The sequence below is a fragment of the Bradyrhizobium sp. 2S1 genome (assembly GCF_011516625.5).
GTDB lineage: Bacteria > Pseudomonadota > Alphaproteobacteria > Rhizobiales > Xanthobacteraceae > Bradyrhizobium > Bradyrhizobium septentrionale.
The window spans coordinates 8,550,324-8,576,918 of sequence record NZ_CP147717.1 but is presented as its reverse complement, the minus strand read 5'-3'; the positions used below and the strand labels follow the sequence as shown (position 1 = coordinate 8,576,918).

At 64.4% G+C, this 26,595-nt stretch carries 25 protein-coding genes and 1 pseudogene; 14 read left to right on the top strand and 12 right to left on the bottom strand.

What is annotated here, in order from left to right:
• Window positions 1-332 precede the first annotated feature (332 nt).
• The gene (locus HAP54_RS40585; RefSeq protein ID WP_166296812.1) at window positions 333-1,160 is read left to right on the top strand and encodes an SDR family NAD(P)-dependent oxidoreductase; all 828 of its coding nucleotides are present in this window, start codon (window positions 333-335) and stop codon (window positions 1,158-1,160) included.
• On the opposite strand, the pseudogene HAP54_RS40580 reads toward HAP54_RS40585, so the two are convergent.
• A pseudogene (locus HAP54_RS40580) lies at window positions 1,138-2,591 on the bottom strand (PLP-dependent aminotransferase family protein). The gene HAP54_RS40585 and the pseudogene HAP54_RS40580 sit on opposite strands and share 23 nt — an antisense overlap.
• Before the next feature lie 88 nt (window positions 2,592-2,679).
• On the opposite strand from HAP54_RS40580, the gene HAP54_RS40575 reads away from it, so the two are divergent.
• Window positions 2,680-3,087, top strand: coding sequence for a cupin domain-containing protein (locus HAP54_RS40575; RefSeq protein WP_166296811.1), 408 nt, complete (start codon window positions 2,680-2,682; stop codon window positions 3,085-3,087).
• Window positions 3,084-3,551 (top strand): carboxymuconolactone decarboxylase family protein, encoded by a 468-nt coding sequence (locus HAP54_RS40570; RefSeq protein ID WP_166296810.1) that lies wholly within the window; start codon window positions 3,084-3,086, stop codon window positions 3,549-3,551. The genes HAP54_RS40575 and HAP54_RS40570 overlap by 4 nt, the downstream gene beginning before the upstream one ends.
• Window positions 3,552-3,669: 118 nt before the next feature.
• On the opposite strand, the gene HAP54_RS40565 is transcribed toward HAP54_RS40570, so the two are convergent.
• The 3 genes from HAP54_RS40565 to HAP54_RS40555 all read right to left on the bottom strand — a co-directional run bounded on the left by HAP54_RS40565 (window position 3,670) and on the right by HAP54_RS40555 (window position 6,766).
• Entirely contained in the window at window positions 3,670-4,266 is a 597-nt protein-coding gene (locus HAP54_RS40565) for a DUF2889 domain-containing protein (RefSeq protein ID WP_166296809.1), read from the bottom strand.
• Window positions 4,267-4,479: 213 nt separating this feature from the next.
• Window positions 4,480-6,036, bottom strand: coding sequence for an acyl-CoA synthetase (locus HAP54_RS40560; protein ID WP_166296808.1), 1,557 nt, complete (start codon window positions 6,034-6,036; stop codon window positions 4,480-4,482).
• On the bottom strand, window positions 5,966-6,766 hold the full coding sequence (locus HAP54_RS40555; RefSeq protein ID WP_166296807.1) for a TetR/AcrR family transcriptional regulator: 801 nt from the start codon (window positions 6,764-6,766) through the stop codon (window positions 5,966-5,968). The genes HAP54_RS40560 and HAP54_RS40555 overlap by 71 nt, the downstream gene beginning before the upstream one ends.
• A gap of 96 nt (window positions 6,767-6,862) precedes the next feature.
• Here HAP54_RS40555 and HAP54_RS40550 point away from each other — a divergent pair, with 96 nt between their 5' ends.
• The 7 genes from HAP54_RS40550 (at window position 6,863) to HAP54_RS40520 (ending at window position 14,409) form a co-directional block, all read left to right on the top strand.
• Window positions 6,863-8,047: a lipid-transfer protein gene (locus HAP54_RS40550; RefSeq protein ID WP_166296806.1), complete on the top strand. Its 1,185-nt coding sequence runs from the start codon at window positions 6,863-6,865 to the stop codon at window positions 8,045-8,047.
• 7 nt (window positions 8,048-8,054) lie between these two features.
• Window positions 8,055-8,510, top strand: coding sequence for a MaoC family dehydratase N-terminal domain-containing protein (locus HAP54_RS40545; RefSeq protein WP_166296805.1), 456 nt, complete (start codon window positions 8,055-8,057; stop codon window positions 8,508-8,510).
• Window positions 8,507-8,914: a MaoC family dehydratase gene (locus tag HAP54_RS40540; RefSeq protein ID WP_166296804.1), complete on the top strand. Its 408-nt coding sequence runs from the start codon at window positions 8,507-8,509 to the stop codon at window positions 8,912-8,914. The genes HAP54_RS40545 and HAP54_RS40540 overlap by 4 nt, the downstream gene beginning before the upstream one ends.
• A 219-nt stretch (window positions 8,915-9,133) precedes the next feature.
• Window positions 9,134-9,961, top strand: a complete 828-nt coding sequence (locus HAP54_RS40535; protein ID WP_166296803.1) for an SDR family NAD(P)-dependent oxidoreductase — start codon at window positions 9,134-9,136, stop codon at window positions 9,959-9,961.
• A 12-nt stretch (window positions 9,962-9,973) separates the two neighbouring features.
• Window positions 9,974-11,119 carry an acyl-CoA dehydrogenase family protein gene (locus HAP54_RS40530; protein WP_166296802.1) on the top strand — a complete coding sequence of 382 codons (1,146 nt, stop codon included), beginning with the start codon at window positions 9,974-9,976 and terminating at the stop codon, window positions 11,117-11,119.
• Between the two features lie 354 nt (window positions 11,120-11,473).
• On the top strand, window positions 11,474-13,138 hold the full coding sequence (locus HAP54_RS40525; protein ID WP_166296801.1) for a thiamine pyrophosphate-binding protein: 1,665 nt from the start codon (window positions 11,474-11,476) through the stop codon (window positions 13,136-13,138).
• Complete coding sequence (locus tag HAP54_RS40520; protein WP_166296799.1) at window positions 13,138-14,409, top strand: NAD(P)/FAD-dependent oxidoreductase; 1,272 nt, start codon at window positions 13,138-13,140, stop codon at window positions 14,407-14,409. The genes HAP54_RS40525 and HAP54_RS40520 overlap by 1 nt, the downstream gene beginning before the upstream one ends.
• A 10-nt stretch (window positions 14,410-14,419) precedes the next feature.
• Here HAP54_RS40520 and HAP54_RS40515 read toward each other — a convergent pair whose 3' ends face one another.
• Window positions 14,420-15,688 (bottom strand): lipoprotein-releasing ABC transporter permease subunit, encoded by a 1,269-nt coding sequence (locus HAP54_RS40515; protein WP_166296797.1) that lies wholly within the window; start codon window positions 15,686-15,688, stop codon window positions 14,420-14,422.
• Between the two features lie 63 nt (window positions 15,689-15,751).
• Window positions 15,752-15,985 carry a hypothetical protein gene (locus HAP54_RS40510; RefSeq protein ID WP_166296796.1) on the bottom strand — a complete coding sequence of 78 codons (234 nt, stop codon included), beginning with the start codon at window positions 15,983-15,985 and terminating at the stop codon, window positions 15,752-15,754.
• 857 nt (window positions 15,986-16,842) lie between these two features.
• On the opposite strand from HAP54_RS40510, the gene HAP54_RS40505 reads away from it, so the two are divergent.
• From HAP54_RS40505 to HAP54_RS40495, 3 genes are read left to right on the top strand one after another with little or no spacing between them, the layout of a single operon-like run.
• Window positions 16,843-18,018 carry a hypothetical protein gene (locus HAP54_RS40505; RefSeq protein WP_224741572.1) on the top strand — a complete coding sequence of 392 codons (1,176 nt, stop codon included), beginning with the start codon at window positions 16,843-16,845 and terminating at the stop codon, window positions 18,016-18,018.
• Window positions 17,951-18,358: a hypothetical protein gene (locus tag HAP54_RS40500; protein WP_224742011.1), complete on the top strand. Its 408-nt coding sequence runs from the start codon at window positions 17,951-17,953 to the stop codon at window positions 18,356-18,358. The genes HAP54_RS40505 and HAP54_RS40500 overlap by 68 nt, the downstream gene beginning before the upstream one ends.
• Before the next feature lie 10 nt (window positions 18,359-18,368).
• Window positions 18,369-18,944, top strand: a complete 576-nt coding sequence (locus HAP54_RS40495) for a hypothetical protein (RefSeq protein WP_166296794.1) — start codon at window positions 18,369-18,371, stop codon at window positions 18,942-18,944.
• 114 nt (window positions 18,945-19,058) lie between these two features.
• Here the strand turns inward: HAP54_RS40495 and HAP54_RS40490 are convergent, their stop codons facing one another.
• The 3 genes from HAP54_RS40490 to HAP54_RS40480 form a co-directional block, all read right to left on the bottom strand.
• Window positions 19,059-19,469, bottom strand: coding sequence for an ASCH domain-containing protein (locus tag HAP54_RS40490; protein WP_166306911.1), 411 nt, complete (start codon window positions 19,467-19,469; stop codon window positions 19,059-19,061).
• Between the two features lie 71 nt (window positions 19,470-19,540).
• Window positions 19,541-20,347, bottom strand: coding sequence for a hypothetical protein (locus tag HAP54_RS40485; protein WP_224741573.1), 807 nt, complete (start codon window positions 20,345-20,347; stop codon window positions 19,541-19,543).
• A 170-nt stretch (window positions 20,348-20,517) separates the two neighbouring features.
• Window positions 20,518-21,647 (bottom strand): IS3-like element ISRj2 family transposase gene (locus tag HAP54_RS40480; RefSeq protein WP_166204126.1). Its coding sequence is split into 2 segments (ribosomal slippage): window positions 20,518-21,395 and window positions 21,395-21,647, totalling 1,131 coding nucleotides; the frame shifts between segments, so codons are not numbered across the junction.
• Between the two features lie 432 nt (window positions 21,648-22,079).
• On the opposite strand from HAP54_RS40480, the gene HAP54_RS40475 reads away from it, so the two are divergent.
• Entirely contained in the window at window positions 22,080-23,273 is a 1,194-nt protein-coding gene (locus HAP54_RS40475; RefSeq protein WP_166296793.1) for a M14 family metallopeptidase, read from the top strand.
• Here HAP54_RS40475 and HAP54_RS40470 read toward each other — a convergent pair.
• From HAP54_RS40470 to HAP54_RS40460, 3 genes are read right to left on the bottom strand one after another with little or no spacing between them, the layout of a single operon-like run.
• Window positions 23,230-23,487 (bottom strand): ASCH domain-containing protein, encoded by a 258-nt coding sequence (locus tag HAP54_RS40470; protein WP_166306908.1) that lies wholly within the window; start codon window positions 23,485-23,487, stop codon window positions 23,230-23,232. The two genes, HAP54_RS40475 and HAP54_RS40470, sit on opposite strands and share 44 nt — an antisense overlap.
• On the bottom strand, window positions 23,484-25,682 hold the full coding sequence (locus tag HAP54_RS40465; RefSeq protein WP_166296792.1) for a xanthine dehydrogenase family protein molybdopterin-binding subunit: 2,199 nt from the start codon (window positions 25,680-25,682) through the stop codon (window positions 23,484-23,486). The genes HAP54_RS40470 and HAP54_RS40465 overlap by 4 nt, the downstream gene beginning before the upstream one ends.
• A 1-nt stretch (window position 25,683) precedes the next feature.
• A complete protein-coding gene (locus HAP54_RS40460) occupies window positions 25,684-26,139 on the bottom strand; it encodes a (2Fe-2S)-binding protein (RefSeq protein WP_166296791.1) in 456 nt (151 codons plus the stop codon).
• Window positions 26,140-26,595: the final 456 nt, after the last annotated feature.

The following is a 26,595-nucleotide window of genomic DNA, read 5'->3' as shown; positions in this document are numbered from 1 at the left end:
AGCTGACCATGCAGGCATCGTATTTGCACTGGTCAGCAACGCCCTTGGGACCGTCTTTCTGCGCGGATGAGGCTGTGTTTGGTGATAAAATCCCGAACCATCACGACGAGGAGCGCCGCCTGCGGCGCGTCGGGAACCAGGAGGCCGAGCAGATGCACGACTGCCGAGTGGGCCATGTGGCCGCTCTGGGTGACCAAGGAGCGGGAGGCCTTGGGCCAGCCATGATGGACGCCGTTTTGGCGCCGCCGGCGCCGTGGCATGCCATGGCAATGTCCGCAAGGGGCCTTTATCTTCGGTGGCAGCGCTGGGCGTACGATCGAAAGGCAATTTCGATGAATATGGCAGGCAAGACGGTGCTGATCACCGGTTCCACCGATGGCGTCGGCCGCTACGTCGCGATGAAGCTGGCTTCCGCCGGCGCCCGGGTGCTGATCCACGGCCGCGATACCAAGCGGGCGCAGACCTTGGCCGACGAGATCAAGCGGGTCTCCGGCCGCGAGCCGATGTTCTATCAGGCCGACCTGTCCTCACTGGCCGAGGTCCGCGAGTTCGCCCAGTTGGTGCTCGACGATCAGGAGCGGCTCGACGTGTTCATCAGCAACGCCGGCATCGGCTCGCAGAATGAGGGGCCGGCGCGGCAGACCAGCAAGGACGGCCACGAGCTGCGCTTTGCGGTGAACTATCTCGCCGGCTTCATGCTCGCACATCTATTGCTGCCGCGGCTCAAGGCGAGTGCGCCTGCGCGCATCGTCAATGTCGCCTCGCTCGGCCAGCACCCGATCGATTTCGACGACGTGATGATCACGAAGAACTACAGCGGCGCGCGCGCCTATGCGCAGAGCAAGCTGTCGCAGATCATGTTCACCATCGACCTTGCCGCGGAGCTGGAAGGCTCCGGCGTGACCGTCAATTCGCTGCACCCTGCGACCTACATGAACACCACGATGGTGCGCGCGAGCGGCGCCACGCCGATCTCGACCGTCGAAAAGGGCGGCGATGCCATCCTGCGTCTGGTCCATGACGACGATGTCGCAGGCCAAAGCGGGTTGTTCTTCGACGGCAGGCGCGAGGTGCGCGCCCATGCCCAGGCCTATGATGCCGAGGCGCGCAGGCGGCTGCGGGCGCTGAGTCTCGCGCTTACCGGCTTGCGGGCTTCCTGACACGGCGCGACGCCGGCGCGCCATGGGTGCGGTCTTGCGCGCGGATCGCCTCGAACAGACGCTTGCAGGCGGCCTGAACGCCGCGATCGGGCACCGTTGCAATGCCGAGCAGCAGGCCGGGTTGCGCGCGCTTCGGTGAGAGATACCAGGGCGAGAGCGGGGCGGGCGCCAGCCCATGCGCGAGCGCCTCGCGCGCGATTGAGACATCGTCGGCCTTGTCCGGCAGCGTCAGCATCACCGCGAGGCCGGCGACCCGGACATCGTTGCTCCACGTCCGCAGCGCAGTCGTCAGCGCATCACGGCTGTCGCAATAGGCCCGCTTGGTTCGCCGGAGATGGCGGATGTAATGGCCATCGCGCATGAACTCCGCGGTCGAAAGCTGTACCGCAGGTCCGGGGGCAGGGGCTAGACACGTCGCCACATCGGCGAACTGCGCCGCCAGCGCTTCAGGGGCAACCAGGAAGCCGAGCCGAAGCGTCGGCGAGATCGTCTTGCTGAAAGAGCCGAGATGGATCACGCGGCCCGCAGCATCGAGCGAGGCCAGCGCGGGCGCCGCGCGGCCATCGAGCTGCAACTCACCGAGATAGTCATCCTCAATGATCCAGGCGCCGGTTTGCGCGGCCCAGTCGAGCAGCTGCGTGCGACGCTTCGGTGACAGCGGCGGACCGAGCGGCGCCTGCTGTCCCGGCGTCACGACCGCGAGCGCTGCGTCGGGCGCGTGCCGCAGGCCGTGCTCGACATCGACGCCATTGGCATCGACCGGGATCGGCACCGGCTCGAGCCGGGCGAGCTCGAGGCCCTTCCGGGTCAGTGGAAATCCCGGGTCTTCCAGCCATGCGCGGCGGCCTTCGAGGCCGAGCACGCGCAGCGCGAGGCCGAGCCCGCCGCTGAAGCCCGACGTGATGACGATCTGCGCTGGCGAGCATTCAAGCCCGCGCGCGATCGCAAGGTGGGCTGCGATCTCGCGCCGGAGTTCGATCTCGCCGCGCGGATCGATGGTGCGCGTCACCGCGCTCAATTCCGCCCGCACGGCACGTGCGCGGATTCGCGCCAAGAGCTTGGCGGGGAGGGTCTCCTGCGCGGGGACACCCATGCGGAAGATGCCCTGACCGCTCAAATCCTGAAACATCTCCACGACCGAGCCGGGAACGACCGGCGCGTCGGGCTTTGCCGCTTTCCTCGGCCGCATCGCGACGGTGGTGCCGTTCGCCTTCGACGACACGATGTGCTGCGCGTCCGCCAGTCTGTCGTAAGCCGCCCGCACGGTGCCGCGCGCGACGCCGAGCTGCGCGGCGAGGTCGAGCCACGACGGCAGCCAGCGCCCGGCACCAGCACGCCATTGTCGATCGCCGCCGCAATCGCCCTGCGGATCTGCTCGGACAGCGGCGTCCGGGCCGACCGGTCGAGCGCGATGGGAAGCGGATTTGGCATGGCCCGTGGTACACCAATTCGGTTCATTCTTGGTGCTTCATTTTGGCCGTGTGCGCCCGCATCTATCCGATAGTAACGGAGGCATCAGATGAAAACCTTATGGACGACGCTGCTGGCCTGCGCCGCACTTGCGACCCCTGCGATGGCGCAATCGGTGACGCCGAAATTCGAGCACGCCATCACCAACATTCCCGGCAAATCGCTGATCGCGGTCGAGGTCAACTTCCCGCCGGGCGAGCCGTCGGCGCCGCACCATCACGCCAAATCGGCTTTCCTCTATGTCTACGTCCTGCTGGGCGCGATCGAGAGCCAGCTGGAGGGCGAGGCGGCGCACATCTATCGGGCCGGCGACAGCTTCTTCGAGCCGCCGGGCGCGCATCACGTGCTCGGCCGAAATGCCAGCGCGACCGAACCGGCGAAGCTGCTTGCGGTGTTCGTTGTCGACAGCAACGACAAGGCGCTGACCGTCTTCGACAAGGAGGGACACAAGCAGTGAGCATGCGGATCGATTACAACAAGGCCGCGCCCGCCGGCATCAAGGCGCTCGGCGGCGTCTACGGTTACATCACGCAGTCTGGGCTCTCCGCGGCGCTGGTCGAACTGGTCTATCTGCGCATCTCGCAGATTAACGGCTGCGCCTACTGCCTCGACATGCACACGCGCAGCCTGCAGAAAATGGGCGTCAAGATCGAGAAGCTGGCGCTGCTGCAGGTCTGGCGCGAGGCGGAGACGCTGTTCGACGCCGAGGAGCGTGCCGCGCTGGCCTGGGCCGAAACCGTCACGCGCGTCGCCGAGACCGCGATCCCGGACGCGGATTATCAGGCGGCTCGCGCGGTGTTCAACGAGAAGCAGCTGGTCGACCTGACCATCGCGATCGGTCTGATGAACACCTACAACCGGATCGCGATCGGCTTCCGCAATCCGCCGCAAGCGGTGGTCGAGCATTCGGCTGCGGCGTGATTTTGTAGGGTGGGTTAGCCGCCCACGAGCGCGGTCGTTCGGCAAGCGATGGTGCAAGGCGTAAGCCACCATCTTTGTTGCGCGTAAGGTGGTGGGTTACGCCTTCGGCTAACCCACCCTACGAATCCTGCTTTGCCTCGACCGGCTTCGTCGCGAATTGCGGAAAGGTCTCGGCGACGACAGGCCCATCCAGCCGCCACGAATAGCAGCCGCCGACGAAGAACGGCGGCTCTTTTACGTCGCGCTGGTGATCGAGTGCGCCGCGGCCCTGCGGGTCCTTGCCCGCGGTCGCGGTCTGGAACAACGTGGTCACCGCAGGACCCAGCAGCTCGGCGAGATGGGTGCAGGTCTCGAGCTTGCCGATCTTGCGCCTGATAATCTCGCGCCAGCCCTTGCCGATGCGCTCGCCGACCAGGCGCTGCAAGATGCCCTCGACATCGAGGCAGGACGGGTAGGGCGTCGAGGCCATCGTGGTGCCGGTCTCGCGGATGGTAAAGCTGTCGTCGACCGCGAGCCGCAGCCGGATGTCGTGCACGGGATCGTCGGGCTGCTGCTCGCCGCGATATTTGTCGTGCCGCGCATACGGCTTGGTGTCGACCAGCCGCGCCTCGACCTCCCACAGCCCGTCGTCGCGGAGATAGCCCAGACATTCGACGGAGCGGCGGTGCATCAGGCGGCGGGGCTTGCCGTCGGCATTGGTATCGGGTGCGGACATCGGAACTCGCTGGATTGAAGCAGAACCGATCCAATCGGCGGGATGCTCCGATGTCAACGCCTGCTGCCGCGCGGCGCTATGCGACGTCCAAGGGGACACCGTCATTCCGGGGCGATGCGGAGCATCGAACCCGGAATCTCGAGATTCCGGGTTCATCGCTGCGCGATGCCCCGGAATGACGTGATCGAAAGCCTTGATTGCCAGAAGCCCGCCTCAACTCACCCGCCGCTCCCTGTTTTCCCAATACGGCTTGCGCAGCTCGCGCTTCAAAATCTTGCCGGCGCCGGAGAGCGGTAAGGGCGTCGAGGTGATGTCGACGCTGCGCGGGCATTTGTAGCCGGCGATCAGCGTCTTGCAGTGCTCCATCAGCTCGTCCGGCGTGGCGCTGGCGCCGCTCTTCAGCACCACGACGGCATGCACCTGCTCGCCCCAGCGCTCGCTCGGGATGCCGATCACGGCGCATTGCGCCACCGCGGGGTGCTGGGCGAGGGCGTTCTCGACCTCGGCCGAATAGACGTTCTCGCCGCCGGAGATGATCATGTCCTTGACGCGGTCGACGACGTAGACAAAACCGTCCTCGTCCATGTAGCCGCCGTCGCCGGTGTGCATCCAGCCGTCGATCACCGCGCGCGCGGTTTCCTCGGGCCGCTCCCAATAGCCCATCATCACCATATCGCCGCGCACCGCGATCTCGCCGACGGTGCCCAGTGGCACGACCTTGTCTTCCGCATCGACGATCTTCACTTCAGCGCCGAGCGTGGCGCGGCCGGCGCCGCGGTGCCGGCCCTTGGCGCGACCGTCGCCGACATGCTCCTTCCAGTGCAACAGCGTCGCGATCGGCGACAGTTCGGTCATGCCATAGGCCTGGGTGAATTCGACATGCGGCAGCGCCTTCATGGCGCGCATCAGCACGGCGTCGCTGATGACAGAAGCGCCGTAGGAGATGCCCTTCAGCGACGACAGGTCATAAGTGCCGAGCGTCGGATGATCGACGAACATCTGGATCATGGTCGGCACCAGCAGCACGTCGGTGATGCGCTCCTTCTGGATCGCAGTGGCGACGCCATCGGGCGTAAAGCCCTGGATCACGACGTTGGATCCGCCGGACAGCAGCACCGAATACATCGCAGCGCCATTGGCGAGGTGGAACATCGGCGCGGCGTGCAGATAGATCGTGCTGCTCGGCCACAGGCCTTCGCCGAGCGCGTTGAGCGCATTGGCCATCAGATTGCCGTGGCTCAGCATCACGCCCTTGGAGCGGCCGGTGGTGCCGCCGGTGTAGAAGATGCCGGCGAGATCGTCGCGCGAGCGCATCGCGTCCGCCATCGGCTCGCTGCGCGCGATCAGCGTCTCGTAGTTCTCCATGCCCGCGGGCGTCTCGCCTTCGTCGGCATAGACCAGCCTGAGGCCAGGGATGGTGGTTGCGAGCGTCGCGCCGACCGGTGCAAACGCCTTGTCGACGAACAGGATTTTGGCACGGCAGTCGCGCAGCGCGTCCTCGTTTTCGAGGGGGCTCCAGCGGATGTTGAGCGGCACGATCACGGCGCCGGCCCAGCCGACCGCAAGGTACAGCTCGAGATAACGATCGGAGTTCAGCGACAGGATCGCGACGCGGTCGCCGTTGTCAGCGCCAAGGCCGCGGATCGCCGCGGCGAGGCGGGCGACGCGGGTGCCGACCTCGCGCCAGTTGCGTCGCCGCTCACCGCAGACGACTGCGAGCCCGTTTGGATTGACCTGCAGCGCGCGCCGCAGCCCGTGTGTGATGTTCACTTCCGTCCTCCCTTGGTGCGTTTCCATTGCGAGGCGGTTTGTCCGCCTTCTCTGCAGCCGGAACGGCTGCTTTGTGCGCCGTTGTTTTGCGCGTTGATGTCGTGGCGATCCCCTCGGTGAGGCGGATCGCGAATTCCTCGGCGACGGCGCGTCCGGTCAACTCACCGCCGGGCTGGAACCAGTGGCCGATCCAGTTCAGCGAACCCGCGATCGCAAACGCCGCGAGCTTCGGGTCACACGGTTTTACCGAACCGTCCTCGACACCCTGTACGATGTAGTCGCGGAAGGCGCGGTCGATCCGGCGCTTCGCGGTCTGCACGATCTTGCGGTTGTCCTCGCTGAGGTCGCGGATGTCGAAGCGGACCAGGCTCTTGCCGTAGTCCTCGGTCATCAGCTCGGCATAGCGGACCACCAGCTTGCGCAGCTTGGCAAGGCCGCTGCCGGCGCCGGCTGAGGTTTCGGCGATGCATTCGTCGACCAGCTCGTTGCCGATCGACCAGCACTCGAACAGGATCTCGTCCTTGCCGCGGAAGTAATTGTAGAGCGCCGGCTTGGTGATGTTGAGCCGCTTGGCGACGTCGTTCAGCGTGGCGCGGTGATAGCCCTGTTCGAGGAACAGTTGCACCGCGGCGCGCAGCACCGCCTCGCGCTTCTCGTCGCGGGCGCGGCGTCGGCTCTCGAAGGGCAGCCAGGGGGACTGGCCGGAGGAGGGGATGTGTCCGTCGTCCATGGGGTGAAGCCGGTGCCGCATTGACTCTGTGTGAGGTGCCGTATATTACCCATGGGTAATATATAGTCCAGCGGGTAATTTTCTGGAGGACACGCGATGACGTCACGCACCTATGTTGCCGGGGTTGGCATGATCCCGTTCGTCAAGCCCGGCGCCAACGCGCCGTATCACGTGATGGGCGCCGAGGCCGCCAGGCTCGCGCTTGCCGACGCCGGCCTCGACTACGACCGCGTGCAGCAGGCCTATGTCGGCTATGTCTATGGCGACTCCACCTGCGGCCAGCGCGCGCTGTATCCGGTCGGCATGACCGGCATCCCGATCGTCAACGTCAACAACAACTGCTCGACCGGCTCGACCGCGCTGTTCCTGGCGCGGCAGGCGATCGAGTCGGGCGCGGCCGATTGCGTGATGGCGCTCGGCTTCGAGCAGATGAAGCCCGGCGCGTTAGGGGCCGTGTTCACCGACCGCCCCAGTGCGTTCGACGATTTCGATGCCGCGGCCGACAAGCTGGTCGATGCGCCCGGCGTGCCGCTGGCGCTGCGCTATTTCGGCGGCGCCGGCTTGAGCCACATGAAGAAATACGGCACGCCGCTCTCCGCGTTTGCAAAAGTGCGCGCCAAGGCGAGCCGCCACGCCAAGAACAATCCGCTGGCATTGTTCCGCAAGGAGGTCACTGCCGACGACGTCATGAACGACCAGGTGATCTGGCCCGGCGTGATGACCCGGTTGATGGCGTGCCCGCCGACCTGTGGCGGCGCCGCCGCAATCCTGGTCTCGGAGAAGTTCGCCGACCAGCACGGGCTCAACAAGCAGGTCCGCATCGCGGCGCAGGCGATGACGACCGATACGCCGTCGACCTTCGGTGCCGACGACATGATGCAGGTGGTCGGCTACGACATGACGCGCGATGCCGCCAAAAAGGTCTATGAGGCCGCCGGCATCGGGCCTGCGGATCTCGACGTTGTCGAGCTGCACGACTGCTTCGCCCATAACGAGCTGATCACCTATGAAGGGCTCGGCCTGTGCGCTCAAGGTGAGGCCGCGAAGTTCATCGACGACGGCGACAATACTTATGGCGGCAAGTTCGTCACCAATCCCTCAGGCGGCCTGTTGTCGAAGGGCCATCCGCTCGGTGCCACCGGCCTTGCGCAGTGCTACGAGCTGACGCGGCAGCTGCGCGGCACCGCGGCGGCGACGCAAGTGGAGGGTGCGCGGCTCGGCCTGCAGCACAATCTCGGCCTCGGCGGCGCCTGCGTCGTGACGCTCTACCAACGCGCCTGAGGTCGTCATGGTCGATCAATCCGCTGTCGGGCGTGCGTTCACGCCGGTGACCGCACGCGTCGAGCTGGGTCGCCTGCGCTTCTTCCTCGACACGCTCGGCGAGAGCAATCCGGTCTATCGCGACGAGGCGGCCGCGCAGGCGGCGGGTTTTGCGGCGGCACCGGTGCCGCCGACCTATCTGTTCTGCCTGGAGATGATGGACGCAACGGTGCCGTTCGAGTTCCTGACCGCGCTCGGCATCGATCTCGCCCGCGTGCTGCATGGCGAGCAGCGCTTCGACTATCACGCCCCCGTTGTGGTCGGCGACACCCTGACGTTCCACCCGCGCGTCACCAGCGTGACCGACAAGAAGGGCGGGGCGATGACGCTGATCGTGGTCGACACCCCGGTCACCAACCAGAGCGGCGATCATGTCGCCGATGTCTCGCGCACCATCGTGGTGCGCAATGCGAGGCCGTCATGAGCGCTGCACATCCGTCGGTCGGCGACCGCATCGTCCACAAGGAATTCCCGCCGATCACCCGCCATCGCCTCGCGCTGTATTGCGGCGCCTCCGGCGATCACAATCCGATCCATGTCGATATCGACTTCGCGAAAGCGGCCGGCTTTCCCGACGTGTTCGCGCACGGAATGCTCGTCATGGGCTATCTTGGCCAGGCGCTGACCGACGCGGTCGCGCTGTCGCGCATCCGCTCGTTCTCGACCCGCTTTGCCGCCATCACCCAGCTCGGCGCCCAGCTGACCTGCGAGGGCACGGTGACCGAGCTGATCGAGCAGGGCGGCGAGAAGCGGGCGAAGGTCGCGCTGACGACGAAAGATCAGAACGGCGAGATCAAGCTCGCGGGGGAAGCGGTTATTGCGCTGTAGGGGATGAGGTCTCGCCGCGCGCGATTGTGTGCTCCCTCGCCCCGCTCTTGCGGGGAGAGGGTTGGGGTGAGGGGCTGTCTCCGCACACACGGTGACAGCAGGACTCGCGGAGGCTCCCCCTCACCCGGAACGCATCTGGCGATGCGTTCCGGCCTCTCCCCGCAAGCGGGACGAGGCAAGGTGGAGCTCGCGGAGATGATGTTGTTCTAGGGAGAGATCATGTCGAAACTGCAAGGCAAAGTCGCGCTCATCTCAGGCTCTGGCCGCGGCATCGGGCGGGCGATTGCGCTGAAGCTTGCGAGCGAGGGCGCGCGCGTCGTGGTCAACGACCTCGATGCCGAGCCGGGCAATGCCGTCGTCGCCGAGATCAAGGCAATGGGCGGCGAGGCGATCGCGGTCAATGGCAGCGTGACCGAGGCAGGCTTTGCCGATCGTTTCGTAGGGCACGCGATCGAGCAATTCGGTGGCCTCGACATCATCGTCAACAATGCCGGCTACACCTGGGACTCGACGATCCAGAAGATGACCGACGAGCAGTTCCAGGCGATGCTCGACGTCCATCTGGTTGCCCCGTTCCGGATCATGCGTGCCGCGTCCGAGCCGATCCGGCTGATGGCGAAGCGGGAGGCCGAGGCCGGCCGCGAGGTGTTCCGCAAGGTCGTCAACATCTCCTCGATCGCGGGCCTCTACGGCAACGCCGGGCAGGCGAGCTATTCTTCCGCAAAAGCCTCGCTGGTCGGGCTGACGCGCACGATGTGCAAGGAGTGGGGGCGCTACAAGGTCAACGTCAATTGCGTGGCGTTCGGCCTGATCAACACCCGCCTGACCCAGCCGATCGAGACCCAGCAGAAGACCATCGACGTCGCCGGCCGCGACATCAAGGTCGGCGTCCAGCCGCAGATGCTGGAGGCGATGGGCCGGATGATCCCGCTCGGCCGCGGCGGCACGCCGGAAGAGGCGGCGGACGCGGTCTATCTGTTCTGCGCTCCGGAATCGAACTACATCAGTGGTCAGGTGATCGTCGCGGGCGGCGGTCTTCTGATTTAGCACGAGGAAAACATGCACTACCGATCGTCCTGGATGACCGAGGAGCTGGACACGTTCCGTGACCAGTTCCGCAAATTCCTCGCCAAGGACCTTTTGCCGCACGCCGAAAAATGGCGCGAGCAGAAGCTGGTCGACCGCTCCGCCTGGCGCGCGCTTGGCGAGATGGGCGCGTTGCTGCCGAGCGTGCCGGAGGCCTATGGCGGCTTAGGGGCCAGCTTCGCCTATGATGCCGCGGTGCTCGATGACCTCGAGAGCACGGTGCCGGAGCTGACCACCGGCGTCTCCGTGCACAGCGCGATCGTCGCGCATTACATCGTCAATTACGGCTCGGAGGAGCAGAAGCTGCGCTGGCTGCCGAAGATGGCGTCCGGCGAGATGGTCGGCGCCATCGCGATGACCGAGCCCGGCACCGGCTCCGACCTGCAGGCCGTCAAGACCACGGCCAGGAAACAGGGCAATGCCTACGTCATCAACGGCCAGAAGACGTTTATCACCAACGGCCAGGCCGCTGATCTCGTCATCGTGGTGGCGCGCACCGGGGCTGCGGGCTCGAAGGGCATCTCGCTGATCGTGGTGGAGACCGCGGGCGCGGAGGGCTATCGGCGCGGGCGCAATCTCGACAAGATCGGCCTGCACGCCTCGGATACCTCGGAGCTGTTCTTCGACAATGTCACGGTGCCGCCGGAAAACCTGCTCGGGGCCGAGGAGGGCAACGGCTTCGTGCAGCTGATGCAGCAATTGCCGCAGGAACGGCTGGCGCTCGCCGTCGGCGCCGTCGCCTCGATGGAGCGCGCGGTCCGGATCACCGCGGAGTACACCAAGGAACGCACCGCGTTCGGCAAGCCGCTGCTCGAATTCCAGAACACCGCCTTCAAGCTCGCCGAGCGCAAGACCGAGGCGATGATCGCCCGCGTGTTCGTCGACTGGTGCATCGAGCGCCTGGTTGCCGGCGACCTCGACACCGTGACCGCCTCGATGGCGAAATGGTGGTGCTCGCAGAAGCAGGTCGAGACCGCCGACGAATGCCTGCAGCTGCACGGCGGTTACGGCTACATGCAGGAATATCCGATCTCGCGCATGTTCATCGATGCCCGCATCCAGAAGATCTATGGTGGCACCAACGAGATCATGAAGCTCCTGATCGCGCGCTCGCTATAGCGCTTCGCTCCGACCTCAAGCACTGTCATGGCCGGGCATAGCCGTTCGAAGAACGGCGTCGCTTCCGCTCGCCAATGTCCCGGCCATCCACGTCTTCCTTCACGCAAAAACCAAGACGTGGATGCCCGGGACAAGCCCGGGCATGACGGGTGAGTGCAAACGTTCCAGCCGGCCGCCGCCCGCTCTGCGGAAATCGGCGGGCGCGGCGCGCTGCCCTTTCCCTGCCGCATGGCTCGATGCCGCCGCCGCATCCCGCGGCGAGTTCGGCCTTGCGCCATATTGCCGTCTATCATACCCCCGTCGGACCATTTTCCGCGCGAGCCGCGCGCGCGCCAATGCCTGCAGGGAGCCCTCATGACCAAAAGCAATGCCCGCACCGGAGGCCAGATCCTGATCGACCAGCTGGTCGCGCAGGGGGTAGAGCGCGTCACCTGCGTGCCGGGCGAGAGCTATCTGGCGGCGCTCGACGCCCTGCATGACAGTCCGATCGACGTCGTGATCTGCCGCGCCGAGGGCGGGGCGGCGATGATGGCGGAGGCCTATGGCAAGCTCACCGGGCGGCCCGGCATCTGCTTCGTGACCCGCGGTCCCGGCTCGACCAATGCCGCGCACGGCGTGCACATCGCGATGCAGGATTCCACCCCGATGATCCTGTTCGTCGGCCAGGTCGACACCGGCATGCGCGAGCGCGAGGCGTTCCAGGAACTCGACTACAAGGCGGTGTTCGGCACCATGGCGAAATGGGCGGTCGAGATCGATCGTCCGGACCGCATTCCGGAGCTGGTCGCGCGCGCCTTCCGCGTCGCGCTCCAGGGCCGCCCGGGACCGGTGGTGATCTCGCTGCCGGAGAACATGCTCACCGAGACCGCGGCGGTCGCCGACGCGCCGAAGGTCGAGCCTGCGGTGACCTGGCCTGCGCCTTCGGATCTCGAACGCCTCGGCACGATGCTCGCCGGCGCCAAGGCGCCGATCGTGGTGCTCGGCGGCTCGGCCTGGACCCCAGAGGCCGCAAAAGGCATCGCGCGCTTTGCCGAGCGTTTCGACCTGCCGGTCGCGACCTCGTTCCGCCGCGCCTCGCTGTTCGACGCTGACCATTCGCACTATGCCGGCGATCTCGGCATCGGCCCGAGCCCGAAGCTCAGGGATCGCTTCACCGGCGCCGACGTCATTCTCCTGATCGGCGGCCGCATGTCGGAGATGCCGTCATCGTCCTACACGCTGCTCGACATTCCCGTACCGAGCCAGAAGCTGATCCATGTCCATCCCGGCTCCGAGGAGCTCGGCCGGGTCTATCAACCGGCGCTGGCGATCCAGGCGACGCCAGCCGCCTTCGCCGCGGCGGTCGAGACCATGAAGCCGTCGGCCGCGCCCGCCTGGAAGGGCGAGGCGGCGAAGGCGCACGCGGATTATCTCGCCTGGACCGACAAGCCGCGCGAGCTGCCCGGCCATTTCCAGTACGGCGAGGTCGTCACCTGGCTGCGCGATCGTCTGCCGAAGGATGCGATCGTCTGCAACGGCGCCGGCAATTACGCCGGCTGGATTCACCGCCACCATCGCTTCCACACCTTCGCAGCGCAGCTCGCGCCGACCTCGGGCTCGATGGGTTACGGCGTGCCGGCGGCTGTGATGGCCAAGCGGCAGCATCCGGATCGCGTCGTCGTCGCGTTCGCCGGCGACGGCTGCTTCCTGATGAACGGGCAGGAATTCGCCACCGCCGTGCAGTACGACGCGCCGCTGATCGTCGTCGTCATCGACAACGCGCAATACGGCACCATCCGCATGCATCAGGAGCGCGACTATCCCGGCCGCGTCGTCGGCACTCAGCTCAAGAACCCGGACTTTGCGCTTTATGCCAAGGCGTTCGGCGGCCATGGCGAGCGGGTCGAGCGCACCGAGGATTTCGCACCCGCCTTCGAGCGCGCGCTGGCCTCCGGCAAGCCTGCGATCCTGCACTGCCTGGTCGATCAGCGCGCGCTGTCGGTCGGCAAGGACTTTGCGCCGCAGCAGGCTGCGCGCTGATGGCGGAGCCGGCCGGCCGTCACGTCGCGATCATCGGCGCCGGCGCGGTCGGCGTGATCAGCGCCATCGAGGCGCTGCGCTGTGGTCACCGAGTCACGCTGATCGATCCGGGCGATCCCGGCGGTGAGCAGGCGGCGAGCTATGGCAATGCCGGCTGGCTGTCGTCGCATTCGGTGATCCCGCCGGCCGAACCCGGCACCTGGAAGAAGGTGCCTGGCTATCTGATGGATCCGCTCGGGCCGTTGTCGATCCGCTGGTCGTATCTGCCGAAGGCGCTGCCGTGGCTGATCAAGTACCTGCTGGCGAGTCGCACCGAGGCGCAGGTCGAGGCCACTGCGCGGGCGATGCGCGATCTCCTGAGGGACGCGCCGCTGCTGCACCGGCAACTCGCCGAGGAAGCCGGCGTGCCCGAGCTGATCGAGCGGCGCGGGGTTATGCATGTGTTTCCCTCGCGCGAACCGTTCGACCGCGACCTCGGCTGGCGCATCCGCAAGCGTGTCGGCATCGAATGGCTCGAGCTCAACGAAGACGAGATGCGCCAGCACGAGCCCGATCTGCATCCGCGCTACAAGTTCGGCGTCGTGGTCGAGGAGGCCGGCCGCTGCCGCGATCCCGGCGCCTACGTCGCAGCGCTCGCCGCCCACGCCATTGCGAACGGCGCCGAGCGTGTCGCCGCCAAGGCGGTCGGTCTCAGACTTGCGGGCAACCGGCTCGCCGCCGTGGTTACCACGACCGGCGAGATTGCCTGCGACGCCGCGGTGGTCGCGGCCGGCGCGCGCTCCAGGCAACTGACCGCGTCGATCGGCGATCCGTTGCCGCTGGAAACCGAGCGCGGCTACCACGTCATGATCGAGAATCCGGAATCCGGACCGCGCAATTCCATGATGGCCTCGGACGCCAAGATGGTCGTCAACTGGACCGACAAGGGCCTGCGCGCCGCAGGTACGGTGGAGATCGCGGGGCTCGACGCCGCGCCGAACTGGAAGCGCGCCGAGATCCTGCGCGAGCATCTCTTCAGCATGTTCCCGAAACTGCCGAGGGATATTCCGGCGTCGCGGATCAAGACCTGGTTCGGTCATCGCCCGAGCATGCCCGACGGACGGCCCTGCATCGGCCATAGCAGCGCCACCCGCGACGTCGTCTATGCTTTCGGCCACGGCCATGTCGGCCTGGTCGGCTCGGCCCGCACCGGCCGGCTGGTCGCGCAATTGCTCAGCGGCAAGGCGCCGGAAATCCCGCTCGGGCCGTTTGCGCCGTCACGCTTTCTGTAACGAAGCCAGATCATCGGAAGGCCTCGACCGGATCGAGCCGCGCCGCGCGCCAAGACGGATAGAGCGTGGCAAGCAACGACAGCGTCAGCGCCATGATCACGACCGCTGCGGTCTGCGCGATGTCGACCTCCGCCGGCAGCTCGGACAGGAAATAGAGCTCGGGCGGGAACAGTTGGATGCCGGTCAGCCATGACAGGAATTGGCGGATCGCTTCGACATGGCGGCATACGAAAAGACCGACCGCGAAGCCGACCAGCGTTCCCACCACGCCGATCGAGGCTCCGGTGATCAGGAAGATCCGCATGATCGCGCCTTGCGAGACGCCCATCGTCCGCAGGATCGCGATGTCGCTGCCCTTGTCCTTCACCAGCATGATCAGCCCGGACACGATGTTCAGCGCCGCCACCAGCACGATCATGGTCAGGATCACGAACATCACGTTGCGCTGGACCTGAAGCAGGCCAAAGAAGGTCGTGTTGCGCTGACGCCAATCCACCAGGAAGACCGGCCGCTCGGCCGCTTCCGTCACCGTTCTGCGAAACTGGTCGACCCGATCGGGATCAATGGTGAAGACCTCGATCCCGGTGACGTTCTTGCCGCGGTTGAAATAGGCTTGTGCTTCGATGATCGGCATGAAGATCAGACCGGCGTCATATTCGGACATGCCGATCTCGAATACGGCCGATATCGGGTACTTCTTGATCCGCGGCATGATGCCCATCGGCGTGGTCGCGCCGCGCTGCGCGACCAGCGTGATGCCGTCGCCGACATGCGCCGAGAGTTGATCGGCGAGCCGGCGGCCGATGACGATCCCCTGGCCCTCGTCAAAATGCTCGATCGATCCCTCGATGGTGTTGCTGACCGAGGGCAGGCGGGAGAGGTCGGCGGCGCGAATACCGCGCACGAGAACACCGGAGGCGTTGGACGACGATGCCAGTGCCATGCCGTCGACCACGGGGACGACGAGGCGGATGCCCTGCAGCTGGCTGATGCGCTCGGAAACGTCCTGCCAGTCGGTCAGGGGCCTTTCCACCGGCTGAATCAGAATATCGCCGTTGGAGCCGAGGATCTTGCCCAGCAGCTCCTTGCGAAAGCCGTTCATGACGGCCATGACGATGATCAACGTGGCGACGCCGAGCATGATGCCCAGAAACGAGAACCCGGCGATCACAGAGATAAAGCCTTCCCTGCGCCGCGCCCGCAGATAGCGCGCGGACAGCATCCATTCGAACGGTGCGAAGGGCGCAGTTTGCGATGGCTCTGCCAAAGTCCTGCTCATTGGCCGGAGAGACCGGCATTCTGTCTGCTTGCCGCGGGATTCGCCAGCGTCCCTGCGGCCGCGTCAGCTCTCGCCGGCCCAGGCGGTGATCGCCGCCGGTGCGATCACGCGCCTTGGGGTGTGCGGGTTGATCGTTCCGGCGCTGACATCTTGCGCCTGATCGAGCAGGGTGCGCGCGAATGCCTTGGCGTCCAGTTCGCTCGCGAAGGTGCGGGTCTGGCGTGGAAAGCGGTGGTGTCCGGCGTCGGAATTTCTCACCGCGAACGAGACGTACCAGATGGCCTTGTCCGTCTTCATCGCGCGTCTCTGACGGCGGTGATCCGCCCGCGCGATCGGGACGTCGTGCTCGGTGCCTGATATGCAAAAAGTGCCAAAGTGAAGGATCCTGAAATTCAACAGATGACGACTAAATGACTCCCCGGCGGATAGGCAATGCGACAGAATCGGCATTCATGCCGATACTGCCGCGATCTGACCGCTCAACCGATGGATGAAATGACAATGCTCCGCTGCTGGGTTGGTTCCAGCGAGCCGAATGCCGCGACTTTCCAGCGCTTTCGAACTGTACGAGCGCGCATGCCGTGCCGACAAGCAGCGGCGCCGGCCTGCGCCGCGATGGCGGTGTGATGATCCGGTTCGGCTCTCGTCGGCAAAATCTCCAACCGTCCACCGACGGTTGGAATTCTGTCGTGCAAGTGGAAACGGAAATTCGCGGAAGCAAAGCTGTTCAGTGTGGACGCGTGCTGCTGAGAGGAGCTGTGCCCATCGCGGTCGTTAAACTCTGAAATTCATTCTTCGCATTTTGACTCTCGGCGCGCTCGCGCCGCAAACATCGAATAAATCCCAAGTTGTGGCGTAGCTCACATGCACTGATCTGCGCAGCGTGTAGATTGCTGGCCATTGAAACGAACCGCTCAGTGATGCTGTCTGCTCCAGAAGGAGCCTCCGGCCAAAGCCCGGAGAAAGCCACGAGCGGGGTACGTGACGCCATCACTTGCGAGCAGCAATTCGACCAGGGTGAGCATGCAGGCGCGCGCGCCTCCGTGTGTAACCGCGGTGCAGTTGGCACGCGCTTGTTCGCCGCGATGACGGTCGAAAGTTTTTCAGTCTGACGAACGAAACAGCAGCGTCATTTATTTTGAGAGGAGTGCACTATGGGTTGGGCTCCGAATTGGGTCGGCGTCAGCGGCGGTGTTGCCGCGCCCGGAACGTCAATCACCTCGATTGCCAGGTACCCGCAGCATCTCGATGTCTTCTGTGTCGGCAGCGACAACGGGATCTACAGCGCGTGGTGGGATATCGCCACGGGATGGTCGAACTGGTTCAGGGTCGCCGGCGGTGTCGCTGCCCCGGGGACGACCATCACGGTGGTCGCCCGCAACCCCAACCATCTCGATCTGTTCGCAGTGGGGTCGGACCACGGCATCTACAGCATCTGGTGGGACGCCAACGGCGGATGGGCCGGGAGCTGGTTCAGGGTCGCCGGCGGCGCGGCTGCCCCCGGCACCTCGGTCGCGGCGATCGCCCGCAACCCCAATCATCTCGACCTGTTCGCTGTCGGAACGGACATGAGAATCTACAGCATCTGGTGGGACGCCAACGGCGGATGGGCGGGAAGCTGGTTCAACGTGAGCGGCGGGGTGGCTGCCCCGGGCACGTCGATCACGGCGCTTGCCCGCAACCCCAACCATATCGACCTGTTTGCCGTCGGATCGGACCACGGCATCTACAGCACGTGGTGGGACGTCAACGGCGGATGGGCGCACTGGTTCAGGGTCGCGGGCGGCGCCGCGGCGCCGAACACCTCCATTGCGGCCGTCGCAAGATATCCGACGCATATCGATTTGTTCGCTGTCGGTACCGACCACAGGATCTACAGCATCTGGTGGGACGCCAACGGCGGATGGGCGGCGAACTGGTTCAACGTGAGCGGCGGGGTCGCGGCTCCCAATACGTCGATCAACGTCGTGTCCCGCTCCCAACCACCTCGACGTCTTTGCCGTCGGCACGGATCATGGCGTCTACAGTGTTTGGTGGGACGCCAGCAGCGGATGGAGCAACTGGTTCAAGATCGCCGGCGGAGTTGCCGCCCCGAACACGTCCATCAACGCGCTGAGCCGCTATCCGGACATCCTGGACGTCTTCGTCGTCGGGACCGATCAGCACATCTATACGATCTGGTGGCTCGACGAGATGTACTTCTCGATGCAGCATCAGCAGCAGACCAACTGGTGCTGGGCGGCGACCGCGACCAGCGTCGCGCTGTTTTACAAGCCGGGAAGCGGGTGGACGCAGTGCGGGGTTGCCAACCAGGAGCTCGGCCGCAATGATTGCTGCGGCGCGGGCGCGTCCGGGGCCTGCAACGTGCCTGGCTATCTCGATCAGGCGCTCTCGATCGTCGGCCATCTCGACCATTGGGTGGGTGGCATTGCCAGCGTCGCCCAGGTCGAGACCGAGGTGACGTTCGCCCGCCCGCTCGGGATCAGAGTGGCCTGGTCTGGCGGCGGCGCCCACTTCCTATGCATAATGGGGCACTATCACGCCGGGGGGATCGATTGGATCACGGTCGACGACCCGATCTATGGTCGCTCGAACGTCAACTACACGACGTTGCAGACCAAGTATCAGGGCACTGGTTCGTGGACCCACACCTACTACACCAAATACTGAGGAGCGTTCGATGGCTGTTCTCACCCCGTCCCCCCCACCACAGGCGACCGAGGCTGTGCAATCGATCTTCCGCGACGCCCACCACAGGGCGCTCAGGTCCCCGGCATTGAGCAAGGCTGCCGGGCCGCTCCAGGCTGTCGAGCCCCTTCAAGTGTTCACGCTGGGTCTCGACGATCTCCTGGCCAAGAAAGACCTGCAGGCGGCAAAGTCGACCGGATGGATCTTTCTCGTGCACGACGGCAACCAAACGCTTGCGTCCGCGGAAGCGGTCCCCACCGGGACCGGCGATGAACAGGTGCTCTCCGCCCTCAATGAAGGGCGCGCCGTCGGGTCCACGGCGGAGGCGATCCGGACGGTTCGTGGCTTGCCCGAGGTGAGCAAGGACGATTTCGAGCTCCGGCTTCTGCGCGTTCCCGCTCTCTATGTCACCGCGCTCTGGCTTCACAAGACCGCGGGGACCGGCGATCTGGTCGTGCCGCTTGCACCATCGCCGGTGGACGCTCAGATCGGCCAGGCGGCGCCTGCCTCCCAGCTGATCGATGAGCTCAGGTACAAGGCCGGGCAAGCGAACCGGGCCGCGCCTTAAAGCGTTCGAGCGAAGTGGATACCGGTTCGCGTGAAGAAAACGCGTCAAACGAGAATCTAGGGTCCCGTTCCGATTCAATCGGAACGGGACCCTAAACCAGGCCGCAGCGCCCGGCTACGCGTCCGGGAGATCGCCGAAAACCTCGACCAGGCGAAAGCGTTCGCACATCAGCATCACGTCTTCGCTGAATCTTCCGAGGCGGCCGAAAAAAGCGCGATGCGCATCGCGCCAATAAGCCAGGCTTCGGTCGCCTTCGCCCTCGTCACGCGCGAAGCTGGCATCGACCTCACTGAAGCGCCGATACGTCACCTCGGTGGTTTCGATGACGCAGCGGGGCTCGCCGCGACCATCGAGCACGATCCAGCGCTCCCCGGGCGCCGAGGTGTTCGGCTCGTCTTCCGTGCTGCAGGTCGCGGTCTTGACGCCGTCGGTCACGAGTTCGACGAGTTGATCGGCGAGGGCGGGATTGTCGCCGAACGCGAACGCGCGGAGGTGCTGGTACCGTTCGGGGATCGGCTTTGGCATGGGGACAGCGTAGCCGGCCCGGGCCGGCACGCAAGCGCTGCGCGGGACGAACGTCTCTGGCCTGGGCGCGGTCAGCTTCGCAACGCAAGAATACGCAGAAGAATGGCGCGGCCGCCACGCGACAGGCGATCGTGAAACAATTCGGAGAGCCGGTCTCCTCGCTTCCGCAGTGAGAGCCGCCTCCGCAACTCATGGGCGCGAGGCAGCGAGCAAAACAGAAAGTCCCGACGGAGCTGGCGAAGGCGCTTGCCATAGCCTCTCACATCGGTGCTCGCATAGGCTTCCATTAAGGTGCGGATCAAATAGCCATCGCTCGGATCTGGATTGGATTCGTAGGCAACGCTCGATGATCGCATGGACACGGGTTCATCGGTCGTCGACAGAAATATGTTCATGCGGATCAGCCCATCTGATACGCCGGTCGCCTCTTTGCTGAAACTTCCGTAGTTCACTGAGGGCAAGGCAGCGAGTTGCCGGCGCAAATTTTCGAGCGTCGCCGACGGAATCTTCACGCCGTTGCCCGCGCTGGTGTCGAGCCTGTTGGCGCGCACCGTGGCATACAAGTCGCCCCAGAACTTGTCCCAGGCGGCTGTGCCGGTGCGGTTAGCGGATGGATTCTTGCGCACGCTATAGGTCGTTTGAGTGAGATAGGCCGCCAATTCGCCCATGTGGCGCGTAACGGTGCCATCAGGATCATAGACGTCGATCATGGCGTGGACGCATTCATGCAGCAGCAGCGCCCGATCACCGTCATTTGCGGGCGGTGACTTCTTCTGTGTCAGCAGAATATCCGCCGTTTGATCGTAGAAGGCGAGATCCTCGGTGCCGCCCTTGACCAGGATATTGCCGGCGCGAATGTGATCGCGAACTGTCGTCAAGTATTCGCCTTTAATGTGAATCTTAGAGCTGGCGCCGGTTGTTTGGACAGCGCCCCGCGGGATTTAAGTGGATTCCTGCCGGGTTATGCTGAACGCGGGGCCTTTCGATTTTGTCGTTGCGTCGGGAGGGCGTAGCCCGACCAGAGCGACGACAAAATCGTCGGCGACGGTCATGCGGCCATCACCATAGCTTGCGTGCCGAAGTAAGCCTCGTCGGGCGTGCGCCCGTCAAGGCTCGAGTGAGGGCGTCCCTGATTGTAGAAGGCCAGATACTTGGCAATTGACGCTCGCGCCTCGGACACGCTGTCGTAGGCGCGGAGATAAACTTCTTCGTATTTGACCGTGCGCCAGAGCCGCTCGACAAACACGTTGTCGCGCCAGGCGCCCTTGCCGTCCATGCTGATGGCGATCTTCGCGTCCAGCAGCACATCGGTGAACTCGAGGCTGGTGAACTGGCTGCCCTGGTCCGTGTTGAAAATCTCGGGCCTGCCGTGCTTCGCCAACGCCTCCTGGACCGCTTCGACGCAGAAGGCCGCCTCCATTGTGATCGAGACGCGATGGGCCAGGACCCGTCGGCTGAACACATCGACGACCGCCGCGAGATAGACGAAGCCACGCCGCATCGGAATGTAGGTGATGTCCATTGCCCACGCCTGGTCGGGCCGCTCGATCTTCAATCCGCGCAACAGGTACGGGTAGATCTTGTGACCCGGTGCCGGCTTACTCGTGTTCGGGCGACGATAGACCGCCTCGATCCCCATGCGCTTCATCAGCGTCGCGATGTGGCGGCGACCGGCGTATACGCCCTCCCGCCGCAGCAACGATCGCTGCATACGCGCTCCCGCGAAGGGATAATCGAGATGCAGCTCATCGAGCCGACGCATCAAGGCAAGGTCCTCGGCCGAAACTGGCCGAGGTTCATAGTAGACCGTGCTGCGAGCCAGCTTCAGGACCTTCGCCTGGCGCACGATAGAAAGATCATGACCGCGGTCGATCATCGCTTTGCGCTCAGCAGGCCCGCCTTGGTGAGCGCGCCGGACAAAAAATCGTTTTCCAACGCCAGCTCGCCGATCTTGGCATGTAACGCCTTCAAATCGACCGGCGTCTCGGCCGACGCCTTGTCATGCCCAAACACGCCGGCGGCGCCTTCCAGGAGCTGGTTTTTCCAGATCGTGATCTGGTTCGGATGAACATCAAACAGTTGCGCCAGCTCCGCCAGCGTCTTGTCGCCTTTGACCGCAGCCAAAGCAACCTTCGCCTTGAATGCCGGAGAATGCATCCGGCGGCTCTTCTTCGTCATCTTCGCTCCTGATTCGCGGCAAGAATCCTCGCCGCTGTCAGGCAGAAAATCCACTCAAGCTACTGTCCGAATTTGCGGAGCCAGCTCTCTTATCCACGTAGAACTCGATGCCAAGCGCTACCGGGTCGCTCAATGTATCCAGGACGTCGCCTTCGGTCAGTGGCATGACCTGCCTCCCTTACGAGATTGAGCAATGATGGTCCGGCCAATCTCTGGTAAAAGAAACCCCTCCTCTCAGGAGGAAGATCATCGAACTGCGCCTCTCCGATACCGCTTTTGGGCAGGCTTGGCGGCGTGCGGGGCGTGCCATTTTGATGCGGCAACCTCACCTGAGATTGCGTTTAAATGTGTCTGGCCAGGCGCACCAGGGTTCAAAGGGTATGCTGTGCCGTCGTACGAACGTTACCTTTCACAATCACTGAGGACACCATCATGCCGGAGAAGTCTGCAAAAGGCATCGATCGCCGCGATCTGATAATGGCATCCATTGCCACGGTCGGCTCCGCGGCCGCCGTCGCCGTCAACGCTGGTGCTGCGAATGCCCAGGGCGCAGCGACACCTCTTGGCAATCCGGCATCAGGAACGGTCTATACCGGCGATGTTATCGAAGGCAAAAAGGTCGTCAGTGCGCTCGACGTCAACGACCTAGAGCCCGGGAAGAAACACCGTTTGTATTTTCAGGGCGTTGAGATGCCAACCGGACAGCACTGGTATGTGTCTGTGACGGTCGCAAAGGGAGCAAAGCCGGGCAAGCGCGGCGTCCTGACCAGTGGCGTGCATGGCGACGAGATGAGTTCCGTGCATACGGTCCAGACCGTGATGAACCAACTCGACCCGGCGCAGATGTCGGGCACGGTGATGGCGGTCACGGACGTGTCCCGCCCGGCCCTGGAAAGCATGCAGCGCAGATGGCCCAACCAGGGCAGGGGCATCGATCTGATCGATATGAATCGGGAGTGGCCCGGGAACGAGAACGGCGCCACCGCACCCAGCCGACACGCCGGGCTTCTGTTCAAGCGGCTGCTGCGGCCGAACGCCGACTTCGCGATCGACTTCCACACAGGGACCACCGGATTCGAAGTTACCGCATTCAATATTGGCGGCATGGATGTGCCCGCGGTCAAGGCGATGGTTGAGCTCTATCCCGTCGGCCAGATCTTCGACAATCATGTGTATCCCGGTGTCCTGCACAACGCGTTCATGGACGTCGGCATCCCGTCCTTCACGCCGGAAATCGGCGCTGCGCGCGTCCTGGACCCTGAGATGATCTCTCTCTTCGTGGAAGGCACAATGAACGTCCTCAAGCATCACGGCATCGTTGCCGGGCCGATGGGACGTACAGGCAAGGACGTGACTGTCTTTGTCGGTAACAGCGCGTACCCGATCCTGGCCACCGCGGGCGGTCTCGTTGAGCATCTGGTCAAGCTCAACGACAAGGTCGAAGCCGGACAGAAAGTTGCGATCCAGCGCAATAGCTTCGGCGAGGTGATTGCGGAGTATACAAGCGGCGTGGCCGGAGAGATAACGGGCCAGCGCAGCGATGCAATGTCCGAGCCCGGCAACCCCTTGGTATTTATCCTTTTCAACAAGCCGGGGCCGAAGGACGTTCAGGTCTATCCGGAGTAGTTGCGTCACGCGCGAAGCCGGCATCGACCTCGCTGAAGCGCCGACTTGTCACCTCGGTGGTTTCGATCACGCAGCGGGGCTCGCCGCGCCCATCGAGCACGATCCAGCGCTCCCCGGGCGCCGAGGTGCTCGCCTCGTCTTCCGTGCTGCAAGTCGCGATCTTGACGCCGTCGATCACGAGTTCGAGGAGCTGATCGGCGAGTGTTGGGCTCAGCTGTTTTCCGAATTTGCAAACGGCAAGATGCGAATGCGCCTGCCGGTCGCCTTGAACATCGCATTGGCCACCGCTGGTCCGATCGGCGGAACGCCGGGTTCGCCGACGCCGGTTGGCGGAGCCGACGATTTGACGATGTGAACCTCGACCGCTGGCATTTCGTTGATTCTCAATACGTCGTAGCCGTCGAAATTGCCCTGGACGACCTGGCCCTTGTCGAGCGTAATCTGTGATTTCAGGATCGCACCAAGCCCGAATCCGATGCCTCCCTCCATCTGTGCGCGAACCTGATCGGGGTTCACGGCTATGCCGCAATCGACGGCGCAGACGACGCGGTGGACCTTGGGCAGTCCCTTGTTGTCGACCGAAATCTCTGCCACTTGCGCGACATAGGAGTGGAACGACTCGGCGACGGCGACGCCGCGAAAGCGTCCCGCAGGGGGCGGCGTGTTCCAACCGGCTTTTTCGGCGGCAAGCTGCAGGACCGCCGCGTGCCGCGGCTTGTCCTTCAACATGGCCAGCCGAAACTCCACCGGATCCTTGCCGACTGCATGCGCGATCTCGTCGATGAAGGCCTCGAGCGCGTACGCTGTGTGCGTGGATCCCACCGCGCGCCACCACAGCACGGACACCGGGGAAGTTGTTGTTGTCAGGTCGACGCGCAGATTTGGAATGGCATAAGGCTGGTTGGCCATCCCCGCCACCGACAGCACGTCCACTCCATTCTTGACGAGACCCGCCTCCATCACCGTGCCTTTGGAGATGGACTGGCCAACGAGTGTGTCGCGAAGAGCGATCAGACTGCCGTTCTCGTCGAGCCCCGCCCTCATTTTGTGGATGAAAGCTGGACGGTAGCGACCGGCGCGCATGTCATCTTCGCGGGTCCACTGGACCTTGACGGGCGCTTTCCATCCGATCGCTCTCGCCGTCGCGACCGCCTCGACAATGATGTCGGAATCGACGGAAGCGCGTCGACCGAAACCGCCCCCGGTCTTCATCACGCGCAAAATCACCTTATCCGGTGCAATGCCGGCAACCTTGGCTGCAACCGCCTGATAAAGGTCGGGCATCTGATGGCCGCCCCATACTTCGAGCGTCCCATCAGGATTCATTCTTGCGGCAGCGTTGATCGGCTCCAACGGAGCATGCGCCAAGTATGGGAATTCATACTGCGATTCGATCACCTTCGTTGCTTTCATAAACGCCGCATCGACGTCGCCGACATTGGCTACAACGACTTCGCCCCCTTTCTGGGCGGCAGCGCGATATTCTGCGGTGATCTCGCTAGAACCTCGCTTCTCGGCTTTGGTATCCTCCCACTCAACGCTGACGACCTCGCGGGCTTTCATGGCCTCCCACATTCCCGTCGCAACGACCGCGACGCCCCGCGGGATTTCGACAACGTCGACAACGCCCCTCATCGCCTTGGCTTTCGATCCCTCGAAGGATTTCAACGTCGCGCCAAAGAGCGGCGGATGGATCACCACCGCCGTGAGGATGCCAGGCTCGCGCAGGTCGATCGTGTACCGCTGCGTGCCGTTGGATTTGGGCCGGGAGTCGTATCGAGGCAGCGCTAGGTTGCCGATGTATTTCCATTCGCTGGGCTGCTTCAAGGCGACGCTCGTCGGAACCGGACCACTCGCGGCACTCGCGGCCAGCGCACCATAGGTCGCCGACTTGCCGGACGCGTGGCTCACAACGCCGTTCTCCGCCTTGATCTCGGCGACCGGCACATTCCAGTGTTCCGCGGCAGCCGCGATCAGCATCGTGCGCGCGGTCGCGCCAGCCCGGCGATAACGCTCCCAGGACGAGGCGGTCCCGCTGGATCCGCCGGTCATCTGAATCTTCCCGCCAAAGGGAATGTTGCCGTACAGCGCTGTATTCCCGGCCCCGCCGACCACGGTCACTTTCGACCAGTCGGCATCGAGCTCTTCCTGAACCAGAGTGGCAATGCCGTGATAGATACCTTGGCCCATGTCCATTTGCGACGAGTGGATCGTCACAGTGTCGTCTGGCGCGATCTGCACATATCCGACAAATGGGTTCGCGCCCGGCTTGGCGGCATCCGGTACTACATCAGACTTCGCTGAGAAGCCGACGACGAGGCTCGAACCGAGCGCTGTCGCCCCGATGAGGAACGAACGACGAGATGGCTCCGAGCCGGGCGGGAGCGAAGCAAGAGATGAGTCGTGCATGTCAGGCCTCCAGCAGCTTGGCGGCTTCGTGGACGGCAGCTCTAATGCGATGATAAGTGCTGCAGCGGCAGAGATTACCACTGAGCGCGTCATCGATGTCGGTGTCGGTCGGCTTCCGGTTCGCTGTTAGCAAGGCGATCGTAGCTACCACCTGACCCGACTGACAGTAACCGCACTGCGGGACGTCGAGTTTGGTCCAGGTCGTCTGAACGACCTCAGCCACCTTTCCGGAGACGCCCTCGATGGTGACGATGCTTCGGCCTTCAGCATCAGCGATCGTTGTCTGGCAGGCGCGCGCGGGTTGTCCGTCGATGAGAACGGTGCAGGCCCCGCAAAGAGCCTGGCCGCAACCGTATTTGGTGCCAACCAAACCGAGATCATCTCGCAAAACCCAGAGCAGCGGCTTGCCGGCGTCGAGGTCAATATCTGTCGTCTGCCCGTTCAAGGTCATTCGCATGCTGGCTCCTCCCATTAAACTTGCCGCTGCTGTCGGGCACGCGCGCTGTCTTTAGGCGGAAGCTGCGACTCGGTGATCTTCTCGACCGCGTTCGACACCAACGGCCAATAATCTCACCTCGAAGACATTCTCCTGATGCCCGAGCCGGATCGGCCGCCTCTGATATGCGCGACGGCGGCGTGCGAGATGGCCGAGAGCGCGGCGGCATCCGCCGCTAGTAGTTGAAAAAAGTTGCAGCGCGAAAATTGCATGACGGACCCCGAAGCGTGACCGCACGATCGCGTATTTGCAATTGTAAAGAATAGAGCTGGAACGCCTGCCGACAGCACCAGCGGCTGCCTATTGCAATCCTCGGGGATTTCGGCACGCCCCGGTGGCAGCTCTCACGGAAAAGACTACATCGATTGCCGGAAAGCTTGCAAGGGGCGTGACGTCTCTGGTTGGCCCCCGAGGGCG

Excerpts from the sequence above, each read along its gene's own strand:
- HAP54_RS40475 (WP_166296793.1), top strand. The coding sequence starts at position 22,080 with ATGCCGGAGAAGTCTGCAAAAGGCATCGATCGCCGCGATCTGATAATG.
- HAP54_RS40530 (WP_166296802.1), top strand. The coding sequence starts at position 9,974 with ATGCACTACCGATCGTCCTGGATGACCGAGGAGCTGGACACGTTCCGT.
- HAP54_RS40515 (WP_166296797.1), bottom strand. The coding sequence starts at position 15,688 with ATGAGCAGGACTTTGGCAGAGCCATCGCAAACTGCGCCCTTCGCACCG.
- HAP54_RS40460 (WP_166296791.1), bottom strand. The coding sequence starts at position 26,139 with ATGCGAATGACCTTGAACGGGCAGACGACAGATATTGACCTCGACGCC.
- HAP54_RS40565 (WP_166296809.1), bottom strand. The coding sequence starts at position 4,266 with ATGTCCGCACCCGATACCAATGCCGACGGCAAGCCCCGCCGCCTGATG.
- HAP54_RS40535 (WP_166296803.1), top strand. The coding sequence starts at position 9,134 with ATGTCGAAACTGCAAGGCAAAGTCGCGCTCATCTCAGGCTCTGGCCGC.
- HAP54_RS40545 (WP_166296805.1), top strand. The coding sequence starts at position 8,055 with ATGGTCGATCAATCCGCTGTCGGGCGTGCGTTCACGCCGGTGACCGCA.
- HAP54_RS40495 (WP_166296794.1), top strand. The coding sequence starts at position 18,369 with ATGGCTGTTCTCACCCCGTCCCCCCCACCACAGGCGACCGAGGCTGTG.
- HAP54_RS40540 (WP_166296804.1), top strand. The coding sequence starts at position 8,507 with ATGAGCGCTGCACATCCGTCGGTCGGCGACCGCATCGTCCACAAGGAA.
- HAP54_RS40525 (WP_166296801.1), top strand. The coding sequence starts at position 11,474 with ATGACCAAAAGCAATGCCCGCACCGGAGGCCAGATCCTGATCGACCAG.
- HAP54_RS40520 (WP_166296799.1), top strand. The coding sequence starts at position 13,138 with ATGGCGGAGCCGGCCGGCCGTCACGTCGCGATCATCGGCGCCGGCGCG.
- HAP54_RS40510 (WP_166296796.1), bottom strand. The coding sequence starts at position 15,985 with ATGAAGACGGACAAGGCCATCTGGTACGTCTCGTTCGCGGTGAGAAAT.
- HAP54_RS40465 (WP_166296792.1), bottom strand. The coding sequence starts at position 25,682 with ATGCACGACTCATCTCTTGCTTCGCTCCCGCCCGGCTCGGAGCCATCT.
- HAP54_RS40555 (WP_166296807.1), bottom strand. The coding sequence starts at position 6,766 with ATGGACGACGGACACATCCCCTCCTCCGGCCAGTCCCCCTGGCTGCCC.
- HAP54_RS40585 (WP_166296812.1), top strand. The coding sequence starts at position 333 with ATGAATATGGCAGGCAAGACGGTGCTGATCACCGGTTCCACCGATGGC.
- HAP54_RS40575 (WP_166296811.1), top strand. The coding sequence starts at position 2,680 with ATGAAAACCTTATGGACGACGCTGCTGGCCTGCGCCGCACTTGCGACC.
- HAP54_RS40505 (WP_224741572.1), top strand. The coding sequence starts at position 16,843 with ATGGGTTGGGCTCCGAATTGGGTCGGCGTCAGCGGCGGTGTTGCCGCG.
- HAP54_RS40550 (WP_166296806.1), top strand. The coding sequence starts at position 6,863 with ATGACGTCACGCACCTATGTTGCCGGGGTTGGCATGATCCCGTTCGTC.
- HAP54_RS40490 (WP_166306911.1), bottom strand. The coding sequence starts at position 19,469 with ATGCCAAAGCCGATCCCCGAACGGTACCAGCACCTCCGCGCGTTCGCG.